Origin of the sequence: Oryzicola mucosus, assembly GCF_014534685.1 — a bacterium.
Lineage (GTDB): Bacteria > Pseudomonadota > Alphaproteobacteria > Rhizobiales > Rhizobiaceae > Oryzicola > Oryzicola mucosus.
This window is the reverse complement of record NZ_JACVVX010000002.1, coordinates 363,198-377,919: the sequence shown is the minus strand read 5'-3', so window position 1 is coordinate 377,919 and position 14,722 is coordinate 363,198. Positions and strand designations below refer to the sequence as shown.

Genomic DNA, 14,722 nt, shown 5'->3' with positions numbered 1-14,722 from the left:
TTACCTCGTATATTGCGTGCCGGTGTCGAGCCGCACCCTGAACGGTCCCGAAGCTTGGAACCACATGGCCGGCATCACCGGATGGGCCGCGCCGTGTTCCGGTCTGGCCGCACGCGCATGCGCGAGTTGTCGCGTCTGGATCAGGATGTCGAGCACGTCGTCGTTTTCCAGCCGCTTGTCGCTTCTCGGCGGCGCGGCCAAAAGGATCGCCTGCGGCGCCCGCGAGGCCGGCGCATTGAAGCCGAAGGCGGCAAAGGTCGTGCGGCGCGGCATCGGCACACCTTCGCTGAACTGGTCGATCAGCGCCACCGCCACGCTCTCGTCCTCGAACGCGTCCGGCCCGCCATAGGCATGCACCAGCCGGCTCATATCCAGTTGCGTCAGGTCGAGGTTCCGCGCGTCGCTGTTGGCCTCGACCATCTGCAGCCGCCAGGGATCGCCGGCGGGTGCTGCGCTCCATGCCTTCAGCGGCGGAAATGTCCCGAGCAATCCGCCTTCGAGCTGAACCGCTTCGATGCGCGCCAGCGCCGGACGCAAAGGTGCCACCACCGGAAGCCATTCGGTATCCAGCGTCGGTTCCTCCGCATCGCGCAGGCCGGTGCGGTCCTTGAACTGAGCCACCGTCCAGTGCGCGGTGACGGAAAGCCGTCCTCCAGGTACCGTCAGATCGCCGATGGCACGCGCCAGCGCTGCCGCCGAAAGGCTCGCGGTCTTCGGATCGGCCGGATCGGGTGCCGCCTTCAAACGCGCCTTGAGGCCGGAGACAGCGGCCTCCACCAAGGCGTCGAGGACGGCGTCCTCAGGCATCTCATCCTTGAACAGCGCGCCGATCAGCGCCTTGCGCGAAGCAGGTTCCGGCGAACCGACCACGCCCCAGCACAAGGCCGTCCTCAGGAAGACGACCTTCGCCGCCGCGTCGCCGCCCGCTCCGGTGTCGGATAGCTTGGAAATAGCCTCATTGAGAACGAGATAGCGCTTGAGCATGTCCTCTTGGATAAGCCCGTCGATCGCCTGATCCGCCGCTTCGCCGCGCACGGCCGAAATGTCGTCGGCAAGCGCGGGTTGAGTTCCGAAAGCGCCGGCCATCTGCCGCATCAGCCGGTGCCCTTGCGGCTGCGCCACAGCAGCGGTCGGTTGCCCGAGCCGGTCGCGCACCATCTCCGCCAGAAAATCCTCTGGCACCAGCGCAGCTTCGAGCGGCGTCAGCCCAAAGACACCGAGCGCCACCTCAGCGCTCTGCTGCGCTCCGCCCTCAGGCCACTCGGCATGGAAATTCCAAAGCGGCAGTGCGCCGAATGTTTCGGCCAGAAAGGCCGCCAGCGACGCATCGGCCTGCTCGAGCGGCGAACCGGATATCTTCGCGCTCACATAGGGCATGACCGCCACCGTGCTGGTGGTAAGGCGGTAGCCGGAGGGCGGCGTGCTCACCACGTCGAACTCCGGCGGGCGGGCAAAGCCTGCGGCGGCGTCCATGGGATCGGCGGCAAGGGCAGCCTGCCCTCCGACGACATTGTACACGCCCTCCGCCACCAGCAGGTCGGCGAAGGCGTCCAGCCCGGCGTCCAGCGCCCGCAACCGCTCGATCTGCTCGGCGTTCCTGGCCGCATCGACCGACAATACATCGGTCACGCTGCCGTCGAGCAGTCCAGCCAGCGCTTGCAGCCCTTGGCAGACATCGCGCCGGTCGGGCCGCTCCGGCCGCATCGGCTTCACGTCGCGCAGGCGCAGGATTTGGTCTCGCCCCTCGACGATTTCCTCGACGCGCCGCCCGAGCACTTCGAAGATGTGGAAGCCGCTGCGGATGTCCCGTGCGAACCCAAGCGCGACGCGGACGGAGGCGGAATCCAGCATGGTACTCCACTTGTTCTCGCCCGGCTGGTCCATATCGGCGAGATATTTGTCGCGCAGGATGATGCTGGTCAGCGCCTGGTCGTAGGACGGGGCGTGCAGCCTGCCCGACGCATTCGGGCCCAGCTTGCCGAGGAACGGACCCTCCAGCCAGCCATAGGCACCGAGACGATGGTTGGCCTTGCCGCTTCCCGCCTGTTCGGCAAGACGCGACATCGCCACGCCGGTGGCCCAGGGATCGATCCGGTGCGAGGCAGTGTCCAGCGTGGCGCGAAACGCCCTTTCCAGTTCCGCCTTGCGCTCCTCGGGGATGGTCATGCGCGAATAGGGGATGCCGGGGTTCTCGGGATCCTTCATCTCCTCGCGGTACTGGCCAAGATCTCCGGCCAGATCGAGCAGCCGGTAGAAATGATCCTTGACCAGTCCGGCTGCGGGCTCGGCGCCCGCTCCCTGCTCGAAATGGAACTGGAAGTTCTTCTGCTCCGCTTCCACCGAAACGACGCTCTGCGCATTCCAGCCGTCTGGATTGATCAGCAACCCGTCAGGGCCATCGACAGACTGGTTGTACCAGGCCTTGGCGAGCACGCCCGACCAGATCATCAGCCGGATCAGCAGGCTGTCGGGAATGATAGGCGCCCGCTTCTCGTTCATGAAGAAGGCGTCGGCGAAGTGGTTGGTCCGCACATCCCGGTAAAGCCGCTCGAACGCATCTTTGAGCGGTTCGGCAGGCATACGCTCGGCACCGATCAGCGGCAGATGCAGCGGTCGCGCGTTCCAGACGCCGATATAGGGCTTGGCCGGCTTCTCGCCGAGCATGTCGATGGCCGGCGACCAGACCTTCATGGCGGCATCCATGAATTCGCCATAGGGCACCTGGTTGTAGAACTGTGCCAGGATTTCCGCCGACACATAGGTTCGGTAGTCGTAATTGGAGCTCACGCCTGTACGCGCGAGAAGATCGAGCAGCCTTTCTTCATCGGCCTCCACCACAGTGCCGCGCGTTTGCGTCGCTTGTTCCCATTGCGGCAGAAGATGCAGCACCCCTTGCACGATGCGTTCCTCGGCTGATGAAACAAAGCTGCCGTCGCTCTTGATCCGGTTGAGAGACACCACAGGCAGCACCCCGTAAGGCTGCGCGTCGAACCGCAACGGCGGCAGCGGACCTTCCGGCGCGAGCCACTGGTTCGCCCAGTCCCACAACTCATGCGCGCGGTCGCGCAGGGTCCACACGTCGCGCAGTCCATGACCCCAGAGCGCCGGCCACAAAACCTGGACGAGGCGGCGGCTTTCCTCCGTCGTATGGTTGCCGCCCGGTATGGCGTCGACAGCCTTGCCGTCTCCGCACAATGCCTCCGCCATGGCTTCCGTGCCGGCCTGCCGAACATCCTGCATGCGCAGCGAAGCAATCCCTCGCCAGGCGTCGACATCCTTGCCCAGGTCGGCCGCCTGCCCACCTTCAACGGTGTTGGTCGGCACTCCCGGCTTCAGGATGCCCATCACGCCCGATTGTGCCTGTGCTGAAAAATGCGCCCCGGCCTTCTCATCCCCGAGCCCATAGACATAGAGCGACAGCATAGTGTCAGGCCCCAACCCGTCCGGCAGGTCAGCCTCGACGCCCAGCCCCACGCTTTTGGCAGCATCCCAATCGGTCAGCCAGTTCGCCTTGTCGCCCGCCTCTGTCGGCAGCGACAGGTCGATGCCGTCCTGCTGCGGCTTGAGCACCGCCAGATCGTATCGGTCGCCTGCCTTGTCGAAGGCGGTGACGATCAGCTCCGGCGGCAGGCCCGAAACCCTGGACTCGGTGCTTTCACCTATCCGGTCGGGCGGCACGGCGCATACGAAAACACCCTCCGTCAGCACCGGCGGGAATTCGGCGACAAGCCAGGCGGCGCGCGGTGCGCCTATCGCGTCGCAAAGCTCCCGCCAGGCAATTGCGCCGTGATCGTCATCCAGCCACTGCACCGCCGGCGGATTGCCTGACATGTCCATCGCCGTCGAACGCGCCCAGAATTCGCCGAGCAGGTCCGCCTCCACCGCGCTGACCTGCTTGTTGTCGCGAAGGATCGAAGGCTCATCCGGCGTGACGCGCAGCAGCAGGCGCCAGCCGCCTTCCGTCTGCTTGAACACCGTCTCAAGCCGCAACGGCAGCATCACCCCGACATCGCGCAGCGGATAGTTGCGAAGCTGCGGCTCGGTCCTGACCCATTCGCCCAGCGCGATGCCGGCAAGTTCGGCCGCGGCCTCGTCGCCGACCGCTTTCACCACCCTTGCGAAAAACGCAGCGCTTGGCTGGGCCGGCCGTAGCAACAAGCGTTGCAGCGCTACCCCGGAAACCAGCGGTTTTTGCTTCAGCACGGTGAACGCGACATCGTTCGCCGCGGCTGCCGCAAGCCCCAGCCGGTGGCGCACGATCCAGTCCGCTGCCAGAAGCGCGACAAAGCCGTCGCTCGCCTCATAGCGGTCGCCCTTCAGCCCTTTGTCCTCCTTGCGCAGGGCCGAAAGAGCGGCACGGGCGGCCAGATCGGGAAACCGCTGCCCAAAACCGCCCTTGGGCAATTTCTCCGACAGCTTTCCAGGTTTGCTCAAATCACCAAGCTGTGCGATGGCCTTCGCCACCAATGCCTGCCTGAGATCGCGATATCGAAAGCTCATCATGGCGCTTCGCCCAGCGTTTCGAGAGCGGTGCCGCTGATGGCCACGCGCGTCGGCTTGTCGATGGTCTTGACGGCGAACTCCGCTGCATTGTTCCAGTTCAGCGACTTGTCGTTGCGGAAGCGCAACTCTGCGGGCGGTTCGTCCAGAACGAGCCAGTATTTGTCCAGCGCCTCGGGCTCGACGTCGAAGACGAAAAACACGAGGTCCGGCATGATCTCGCCCTGGAAGATCGGGCCGATATAGTCGCGCGTGTCCGGCATTCCCGTCGCCTGCCGGAACTGCGGCTGCGTGGTCAGCAAGGCGTCCAGAGCGGCCTCGCCGCCCGCCGGCGTGCGCACCAGATAGACCAGCGTGGAGGGATATCGCCGGAACAGCGCCGTACGGAAGGCGATCACCAGATTGCCCTCGCCCGACGTCGCGGCGAACTCGAACACCTGATGCGAGCGGTGCCCGAGATCGTCGGCATCGGCGGCCCCCACGGGTTTGGAAAGCCAGCGGTCGAAAGGCTGAATGTCGGGCGCACGCTTGCCCTCGTCATGATCGACATAGCCCCAGAACATCCTGAGCGGCGTGCTGACGCGCGGCGCGGGCAGGTTGCGCCAGCGCATTTCCGCCAGGAACTGGGTGTTCAGCCCCAGCAGAAACGCATCGACGAAAGCCGGATTGGTTCTCAGCGCGATCACCGAATCCGGCAGCACCGCGTTTGCGCCGGGCAGCAGCCATTCCTTGTCGTGGCGCTTCAGCATCGTCCAGGTCGGATAGTCCAGCCCGATCGGCGCTTCCGGAGGCGCGAGCGAAACCAGCTTGATGCCGTCGATCGTGCTTTCCACGCGCACCCAGGCCGGCGGACGCGCGACCGTTGGGTCGATGGATCCGGTCACCGCCGCGTCGAGCGCATCGAGATTGATCGGTCGGCGGCGGTCGGGCGGATCGTAGCCCGGCAGCAACTGGTCGATGCCGTACTTGATGGCCAGTTCGTCGAGCGCGCTGGCACGACAGGCATTGATCGCGCCGATCATCATCTCGCGTTCGAAAAAGTCGGGCTGCGGCGAAAGTTCCCCGAAATACACGCCCATCCGGTCGTAGCAGCGCAGGCCGAGAAGCTCGGCCGTCCTTTCGATGAACGTCCCTACACTGTCGTTGTTGACGGGTGCCCCTTCGAACTTCGCGAACAGCTCTTCGATGACCTTGTCGATCTCGTCGAGACCCAAGGCATCGCCCAGCGGCTTGATGCCGAACTGCTCGGCGAGCCCATCGGCGTGGATGATGCCCTCCGCATTCGCTTGCTGCGGCTCTATCGGCTGGTTGGCCAGCTGCATAATCTTGCGACGATCGACCTTCCCGCCAGCGGCGAAGCGCGAGCGGCCGGATCCCGCGCGCGTCAGCCGCATTGCGGCACTCGAAAACAGGCTGCGTTGCAGCACGCTGTCAGGTCCGGTGACGCGATCCAGCACGCCTTGCCCATCGCTGCTCATCATGCGGCCCATCGCCGGACCGAAGAGTTGCAGACGCTGTTCGGCGCTGTCCGGCAGGCGCCGGTTCCACAGCCGGCCGGAAAGGCCCAGCCCGGCGGCCAGGAACGAGATGCGCTGGCCGATATCCTGCAATGCGCCGGCCTGTTCCACGGCGGCCGCCATCAGCGGTTCCTGTTCGACCACGCCCATCCGGACGCCCAACCCGCCGATACCCCGGTTGCGCGGGTCGTCATTCATCGACTTCGACCAGCGCACCGCGTCGACATCGTCCAGCCACAAGCCGCCATAGCGCGGAAGCTGCATGATCTCACGCTCCGGCGGCTGGGGTATTACATCGGGAATCTCGTCCTCGACCCGATCGTTGAGCCTGTCGAGATCGGCCCTGACCTTTCCGACTGCCTCGCTCTGGTCCGGCAGAGCCTGCAGCGAGGTGATCGCACCGCCTGCCCGAAGCGTTTCGTCCAGATCGGTCAAAGGTCGGCGATAGCGGATATCGGCCATGCCCAGGCTGCCCGCCTTGCGCACCCGAAGGGCAGCCGCCAGCGTCTCGAAATCGCCCGCCTCGCCGGTCCGGAACCGCCAGCTGTAAAACACCGGCAAATGGCTGCCGGTCAGCGCGCCGCCATTCCAGCAGAACTGCCCGTTGGCGTCGAAGGCCGGGACCAGAGCGGCGACATGGCCGCGCAACGGCGCCAGGATGCGCGGCGACAGCAGCCGTGAAAATCGCATGCCGTTCTCGTCATGCACATGAGCCCAGCGATGGGCATGGGCGAGATTATGCGCCTGCAGGACGCCCGCTCCGGGTACCACGATGCCGCCCTGCAGGTTCAGTTCGTCCTCGGTCCCGACCAGAAGAACCAGCCATGGCGTCGTCTGGCCCCCTTGCGGCGACGCTTTCGGGCTATAGCGCCACGGCAGGTCCGCTTCGTGGAAATCGAGATGGACGAGCTTGGTGGTCTCCGCATCCGCCGTAGAGGGGCGCGGCGCCATATGGCGGATGGCGGATGGGTTGAGCGTGGCGACATCGGCGGCGGATCGCAGATAGACCGGGATCGATGTTTCAGTGTGACCTTGCGCATCGGCCACATCGTCAATCTGCAGGGGGATCGCTCCGCGCAACCGCCCGCCATCTTCCGTCGCATCCGCAAGCAGCGCCGGCCGCTGCCAACTGTGGAAGGTCATCGTCGCCATAGTCAGAACACTCCCTGCAGATCGACAGCGCCGAGAGCGGCGGGATGGGCGATGCCTCCGCCGTTGCGTGCAGCCGAAAAGGCCTGGATCGAGGACCCCAGCGACACTAGGGTGTTGCCGGCCTTGTCGACGGCGCTCCATTCTTCCTGCCTCGCGCTCAACCTCGGACCGCCCGACACCGGTCGCGCCGTACCGCTCCGCTCGCCGCGCAGGCTGGCAAGCGCTGGCGAGACATAACTTCCGACAAGGCCGATATCCTGGAACAGCACGCGCTTGGGCAGCTTGACCAGATCGATCTTCACCTCGCAGGGCAGAGAAGGCCCCGTTTTCATCGCCCCGCTGCCAAGCCGCAGCCCCGACTGCGCCTGCACGAAACGGGCGTTGTTCAGCGCCTCGGAATCCTTCATCTCCAGGAAACTGCCGACGCCGAACCAGTCGTTTTCCGGCGTCACCGCAGGGTCGTCGCTCTCGATCATCAGCCTGTGCAGCGCGCCACCCTCGCCCGGCTTCACCGGCACGCCCTCGAAGCGTTGCAGATCGACGCCGAACGGCACCCGCTTCTGTTCCCAGACCACGGCTCCCTTGACGCCCACAAGCGCTGCGCCGTTGAACACGGTCGGCGCATCGGGCTTCAGCGTCACGCTGGGGTCGTCGCCCTCGCAGCGTGTGTTGTCGGGATTTTGCAGTTCGGGAACGATCAAACTCAGCACATCGGTGATGGGCTGGATGCCGCTGCCGGCCTCGCTGCCGAACCGCACCGTCACATCCTTGGTGATGCGGACGAAGAGAACCTTCACCGAGGCCTTGGCGTAGACCACGATCGGACCCGGCCCGCTCATCGTTCCGGTCACGCGGACGCCGCACAGCGACACGCCCTTGACCTCGACGTCGAAGCCCGCATCGATGCCGGCGGTGAACTTGAACGGCTCGAACTGCGCCAGCGCGTTGAAGCGGAACCAGCCATGCGCCGCTATCGGTCCGATCTTGACGCCGGCCTCCACGCCCGCGCCGATCTGGAACGTGTTGCTGGTCAGCGCGAAGTAGTTTTCCAGTTTGAGCCAGGCGATCGAGACCGAGGCGCTGGTGCCGGCGCGGGCCAGCGCAGGCACCTCAAGGCCGCCGGGATTGAACGAGGGATGGAAGCCGCCGATGCTGAACAGGAAATAGCCGTTGTCGCCATAGGCGATGCGCAGGGCGACGCCACCGGTGACCTTGAAGACCTGCAGAACCTGGGAGTTCACCAGCACCGCGTCGAAATAGATCAGGCTTTTCACCAGATCGACGCCGCCGACGAAATCCGCACGCAGATAGACAAGTGCAGCCGATTCCGTGCCGATGACAAGCCGAGCCGACCCTGCCACGAAAATCTGGCGCGGTCCGGGCAATTCGATGAACAGGCCGGCGTCGACCTTGAAAAGCCCGAGCCAGGAAATCTGGAAGGTCGGCCCGATCAGGAACACGCCTTTTTCGGCCGGGAACAGTCGCGGCAACTGGCCGATGACGGCAAGCCCGTTGCCCGACGGGTTGTCGCAGAACAGGATCGTGGCGCTCGTGCCCGTGGCAAGCTGCTCGCGCAGCACGTCTGTATCGGCGCGCCGGTTGACGCCGACCACGCCGCCCACGCCTGTAACGGCAAAGCCGAAGCCGATCTGCACGCCGGGCATCGGCAGGCGGATGCCCAGCACGCCAACGAAGGCGGGCGCGCCTTCCGCCTCGCCGAAAAGCGCGAAGGCGCCGACGCCGATGCCGATGCCGATGACCTTTAGGTCCAGCCCGCCGGCAAACTGGTTTCCGTCCAACGCCGCAAGGAAACCGCCCCCCTCCACCGGCCCAGCATTCAACGACAGCGAAATGCCGGTCGGCGGCAGGAAGCCGAAGGCGTCATTGCCCCATTTGCCGAACCATCCGCCCAGGCCCTCGACGGAAAAGCTGACCGGACCAAGTTCGCCGCGCGCGCCGAGCCGCAGCATGACCCGGCTTTCCAGCCCGTCCGCCGCAGGCCGCGCTTCCAGTCGCGCTACCACATGGTCGAGATTGATCCCCGTCCCGACTGAACTGAGGCCCTGGTCGACCGGCAGGGGGAACTCCAGCGAGATCGGGGCGTCCGCGCCTCCATCGACCTCGAAACCCTTGCCCTGCCGATAGCTGACGGCGACATCGCCGCTGAGCTTCACCTCGGCCGGCAGCGGCAGGATTTTGCCCAGGACGCCCAGATCCTTCATCGCCAGCACGAACGACATCTGCTCTGCCGACGCCCGTACGGAAAACAGATATCGATCCTCGACTGGGTTGGGCCCTTGCGTGCCCGCCTCGAAACGCAAGCCCAACCCAAGCGGCCCGATCTCGATCCGCGTCCCATCGGAGGGACCGACCACCGTCTTGCCGCCGGCGGGCACGCGGCTGAGCTTGACGTCGAAGGTCGCGCCCGGCGCTGCGGCAAGGTCGATCCGGCCGTTCTGCAGCACCAGCTTGAACGTCTTGCCCGCGGTCGCGGTGGTCGAGGCGCTGAGCTTCCAGCCGCCGCCGAGATCCAGTTTTTTCGCCGCGAACGCCTGCGGGTCGTTCAGCTGCAGTTCGACGCCGAAACCGTCCAGCCTGTTTGCGCCGAGCACGTCCGGTCCGAGCAGCGCGAGACGATCGGCGGCGGGGTTGGCCCGCGCCGCCTGCACCAGCGCCTCCAGCTGCGCTCCGGTCAGCGGCGGGCTGAACGGCAAGGCAATGGCCAGCGGCGAATTGATCAGTTTGTCGACGAGATCGATGAGGTCCACCGGGCCGGCCGGTTCGGGGTTCGGCAAGGCGGCAAATCCCTGCTCGGCATATTCCATCAGAAGCAGTTCGCGCGGCGCGGTCAGGAGCTTGCCCGCCAGGACCTGCGCCACTTTCAGGTCGTCGATGTCCTGCACACCCGAAAACAGCGTGTTCAGCACTTCCTGACCGGGATCGGACATATAGGCGTCGAGCTTGTTCCAGGCGATGTTGAACGCGAAGGCGCGCGGTTCGGCTCCTCCCCTGAAGCTGACTTCGATCAACCCCGCCATGACAAGCGCTTCGGCCACCCTGGGTGCGCGCAACTGCAAGGCGCGGACGATGATCGTGTCGCGCAGTTCCACATCCTGCACCGCCGATTTAATCGTTTCGAGCCAATCGGTCGGTCCGTTGCTGCCCGTCCCGAGCTGGATTTGCGTGAGCTTGTCGATGATGCCCGGAATATCCGCGAGCTTGCCGGGCGGCAGCGGATCGCCGGCAGCCGGGTTGCCCTGCAGATTGTCCTTCAGGAAGCCGATGATCGTTTCGATGAAGGATGCCACCTCAGCCCCTCCAGCCTGTCGCAGCCAGATGGGAAGCGACACCGTCTACCTCACGGCAACACGCCCGCAGTGCCGCAGCAATGTGGGTTTGAGCACTCGCGTCGAACCACGACCGGCTGGTGCGCCGGCCATGGCGTGGTCTGCTCGCATCAGCCATTTCGGGCGTCCCTCGTAGACGTCCCCACCTTCCCCAAGGTTACTTTACGCGCTCAGAACCAGCCGTATAGTCGGCAAATGCCGACGCCCTGAAAGCGGCGGCACTGCGGAATAGCGGCGACCTGCCCAAGCAGTCGGTGAGCGCATTTGAAGCCCATGATGCGCGCAACTGCCTATCATGTCCATCGCAATTACCGTAAGGGAAACCGCCCCGCTCAGCGCCCCGAAGGCTCTTAGAGCGTGACGGTAGCTTGATCGGGGCCTTGCGCCATTTATAGTACGCGCGTTGGGGGGCGCCTATGTTCTGGATTGCGGTTATATTGACGATTGTCGCGGCTTTGGCCATCGCGGTGATCGGCGTCGTTGTGCTGGTGTTTCTGTCCGACCTGGCAACCGATCCCGGCGCGCACCAGTCGAAACGGCGCGACCGCAAGTAAGACATTTCCGCGCCACGCTCGCAGGCGGCGCTCAGCTGGAAACAATCAGATCCGTCAGGCGTCGTCCCAGAATTCCATTCGGGTCCGCGAGATCGAGCACAACGCTCATATGGTTGAGGCCGGGCGCGGACAGCTGCTCGGCATCTTCTCCATTCGATTTCAAAACTGCGTGCAGTCGGCGCGCTTGATCGTGGAACGGCGCGGTTTCATCGCCGCCATAGGCAATGATCCGTTGCACGCCGGGACGTTGCTGCGACGACAATGGCGACCACGCCGCCGCTTCCGCCGCGGTCATCTCGGCTTCATCGCGAAGGAAGCTGTTGGGAATATCGGACAGGTCGTAGATGCCGCTGACGAGAAGCAGCCCGCGAAGGGCCGGCAGAGACGGCGAAGAAAGCTCCTGTGGGCCTGTGGCAGCAAGATAGGACGCCAGATGCGCGCCCGCCGAATGGCCGCTGACTGTGATCCGCTCCGGACTGGCTCCGAAATCCGCCGCATGGGCCTGCAGCCAGCACACCGCGCGTCGGGCCTGGTCGACCAGGCCCGAAAGCCGTTGGCCGGGCATAAGGTCGTATTCGATGAAAGCCGCCACCCCGCCAGCCGCCAGGACGGGGGCAGCGACGAACCGGTAGTTCGCCTTTTCGCCCGAACGCCAGTAGCCGCCATGGATGAAGACATGCATCGGCAGGTCGCCTTTGGCCCGATCGGGCAGGATCACATCCAGCGTTTCGCGCGGGCGCGAGCCGTAAGGGATATCCGTCCGCATCTCCGCACGCATGGACAGCGCGTGGCTGCGTTTGGCGAACTCCGCAGCCAGCGCATCGAAATCCGGGACGAAATCGCGGATGAGATATGGATCCTGCCCTGTCATGGTGTCCTCCGGCAGCCTTAAAACTCGACCGCGTAGTATTTGGCTTCCATGAATTCGAGGATACCGGTAACTCCGCCCTCGCGACCGAGACCGCTCTGCTTGACACCGCCGAAGGGTGCTGCCGGATCGGACATCAGACCGCGATTGATCCCCAGCATGCCGGTCTCGACCCCCTTGCCGACCCGCATCGCGCGTTTCAGGTCGCGCGAATAGATGTAGGCTGCGAGACCGTATTCGGTGGTGTTGGCCATGCGTATGGCGTCTTCTTCGGATTCGAATTTGTAGACAGGCGCCACCGGACCGAAGATTTCCTCATGGGCAATGGCTGCATCCACCGGCACATTCTGGAGCACGGTTGGCGGATAGAAATAACCGGTTCCGGCAAGCGGCGCGCCGCCGGTGGTGGCGCTGGCGCCCAGTTCCATCGCGTCCATGACGAGCTGGTTGATCTTCTGGACGGCTTTCTTCGTGATCATCGGGCCGCACTGCGTCGCGGGATCGTAGCCCGGTCCGATCTTCAAAGCCGCCATGCGAGCCGTCAGCCCTTCGACGAAAGCGTCGTGGATGCCCGCCTGGACGTAGAAGCGGTTGGCCGCGGTGCAGGCCTCGCCCGCATTGCGCATCTTCGCGATCATCGCGCCATCGAGAGCCGCTTCGAGATCGGCGTCGTCGAAAACGATGAAGGGCGCATTGCCGCCAAGCTCCATGGAACAGCTGACGACCGTCTTCGCGGCCTCGGCCAGCAGCGTGCGGCCGACGCCGGTGGAGCCGGTGAAGGAGAGTTTGCGCACACGCGGATCGCCCAGCATGGCATTCGTCACCCCGCTGGGATTGGTCGTGGTCAGCACGTTGACGACGCCCGCGGGCACGCCCGCCTCTTCGCCCAGACGCGCCATGGCATAGGCGGTCAGCGGCGTCTCGGATGCCGGCTTGAGGATGACCGTGCAGCCTGCGGCAAGCGCAGGGCCGATTTTGCGGGTCGCCATGGCGGCGGGAAAATTCCATGGCGTGATCAGGACGGAGATGCCGATCGGCTCATGATCAACGAGGATATTGTGCGAACCGGACGGCGTGTGCCTGAATTCGCCGGGGATACGCGTCGCCTCCTCCGCATACCAGCGGAAGAATTCTGCGGCATAGGCGACTTCGCCGCGCGCGTCGGGCAAGGCTTTGCCGTTTTCGAGCGCAATGAGCGTGGCGAGTTCCTCGGCATGCTGCGTCATGAGCTGGAACCAGCGGCGCAGGATTTCCGAGCGCTGGCGCGGAGACGTGGCACGCCATCCGCTGGCCGCCGCCTCCGCCGCATCCACTGCGCGCATGGCGTCTTCCACCGTCGCGTCGGCCACCTCGGCGAGCACAGAGCCGGTAGACGGATCGAGAACAGGAATGCCCTGCCCCTTTTTCCACGCGCCGCCGATATAGAGGCCGTGGGCATGGAGAGAGGGATCGGCATAGCCGGACATCTTGGCATGGAATGTCATATGTGCAGGTCCTTCGACAGATCAGTTCAGGGCGGCGCGGTCGCCGGAATAGGCAGCGGTTAAGAGGTTGGTCATGTCATCCAGCGTCAGCGGACGCGGGTTGTTTTGAATCAGGCGGGATATCCCACAGCTTTGTTCCGCGACCCAACCGATCCGGTCCTCGGACAGTCCGAGATCGCGCAGGCTGCGCGGAATACCGATACGCTCAAACAAGCCGCTCAGCGAGGGGATGACCTCGTCTGGCCCATCAAGTCCGGCGGCGTCGGCAATCTGGGACAATTCGTCGGCGATGGCCGGGGCGTTCCAGGTCATGACGTAAGGCATCAGGCAGGCGACTCCCAGGCCGTGCGCGGTATGGGTCAACGCACCGACCGGGTATTGTATGGCGTGCGCGGCGGCCGTGCCGGCCACGCCGAACGCCAGACCCGCCAAGGTTGCGCCGAGCATGACCCGCTCACGCGCGGCGGCATCGCCGCCATCCGTGCATGCTGCCTCCAGGCTTTGCCACAACAGGGCGATGGAACGCAGCGCAAAATGATCGGAAAGCTCGTTCTTGCCGACGAAGACCCGCTCCTGGCTTATGCCCGGGACGGGCTCGCGTCGCGTCGCGGTGAAGGCTTCGATGGCATGCGTCAAGGCATCGGCTCCGGCAATCGCCGTCAAGCTCGCCGGGCAGGACAGCGTCAGTTCGGGATCGCAAATGGCAACGGTCGGGATGATATACGGGCTCGAAATGCCGACCTTGAGACTTCTTTCCTGATCGGAGAGAACGGCCACCGGGGTAACCTCGGAGCCCGTACCGGCCGTGGTGGGAATGGCGATCAGCGGCATGACCGGCCCAGGCACATTGTGCTCGCCATAATAGTCTTGCGGCCTGCCCCCATGCGACAGCAGCACGGCCACGCATTTCGCCATGTCGAGGCATGAGCCGCCGCCGACGCCGATCACCAGATCGGCGCCGTAGCCCGCGGCCTTTTCAGCACTTTGAATTGCCGAGTCCACCGGCACGTCCGGCATGGTCGAGCTGTCGACCAGCACCGACAGGCCGGCCTGCTCGAGCTGCGCCATCATGGCGAGGAAATCGCCGTCGGCGGCAAGGCGTGCATCGGTGACGACCAGCGCGCGGCGGCCGAGCTTTGCCGCTATCGCGCCCAGGGCATGGCGCTGACCCCCGCCGAACAGCACTTCGCGCGGTGCTCGGATTGTCCCGAATAAGTTCATGCCTTTAGTCCTTGCGCGGCGCGTGCCCTTTTGAGTGGAAAACAGAACGGAACTGAGTGGCGCACCTCCCGCTGCACGG

The 14,722-nt window shown here is 65.0% G+C and carries 7 protein-coding genes; 1 reads left to right on the top strand and 6 read right to left on the bottom strand.

Translation table 11 applies throughout. The features are described from left to right. The 3 genes from ICI42_RS08270 to ICI42_RS08260 are packed head-to-tail and all read right to left on the bottom strand — an operon-like array spanning position 1 to position 10,477. Positions 1-4,503: a hypothetical protein gene (locus ICI42_RS08270; protein WP_188164077.1), complete on the bottom strand. Its 4,503-nt coding sequence runs from the start codon at positions 4,501-4,503 to the stop codon at positions 1-3. Further along, positions 4,500-7,169 carry a hypothetical protein gene (locus ICI42_RS08265; RefSeq protein ID WP_188164076.1) on the bottom strand — a complete coding sequence of 890 codons (2,670 nt, stop codon included), beginning with the start codon at positions 7,167-7,169 and terminating at the stop codon, positions 4,500-4,502. Before ICI42_RS08265 ends, ICI42_RS08270 begins: the two co-directional genes overlap by 4 nt. Positions 7,170-7,171: 2 nt before the next feature. Continuing rightward, positions 7,172-10,477, bottom strand: a complete 3,306-nt coding sequence (locus ICI42_RS08260) for a DUF6603 domain-containing protein (RefSeq protein WP_188164075.1) — start codon at positions 10,475-10,477, stop codon at positions 7,172-7,174. A 455-nt stretch (positions 10,478-10,932) separates the two neighbouring features. Between ICI42_RS08260 and ICI42_RS08255 the strand changes: the two genes are divergently transcribed. Further along, positions 10,933-11,070: a hypothetical protein gene (locus ICI42_RS08255; protein WP_188164074.1), complete on the top strand. Its 138-nt coding sequence runs from the start codon at positions 10,933-10,935 to the stop codon at positions 11,068-11,070. 31 nt (positions 11,071-11,101) lie between these two features. On the opposite strand, the gene ICI42_RS08250 is transcribed toward ICI42_RS08255, so the two are convergent. From ICI42_RS08250 to ICI42_RS08240, 3 genes are read right to left on the bottom strand one after another with little or no spacing between them, the layout of a single operon-like run. Beyond that, positions 11,102-11,941: an alpha/beta hydrolase gene (locus ICI42_RS08250; RefSeq protein WP_188164073.1), complete on the bottom strand. Its 840-nt coding sequence runs from the start codon at positions 11,939-11,941 to the stop codon at positions 11,102-11,104. Positions 11,942-11,958: 17 nt separating this feature from the next. Continuing rightward, complete coding sequence (locus ICI42_RS08245; protein WP_188164072.1) at positions 11,959-13,422, bottom strand: NAD-dependent succinate-semialdehyde dehydrogenase; 1,464 nt, start codon at positions 13,420-13,422, stop codon at positions 11,959-11,961. A 21-nt stretch (positions 13,423-13,443) separates the two neighbouring features. Beyond that, the gene (locus ICI42_RS08240; protein ID WP_188164071.1) at positions 13,444-14,643 is read right to left on the bottom strand and encodes an iron-containing alcohol dehydrogenase; all 1,200 of its coding nucleotides are present in this window, start codon (positions 14,641-14,643) and stop codon (positions 13,444-13,446) included. Between the last annotated feature and the right edge of the window lie 79 nt (positions 14,644-14,722).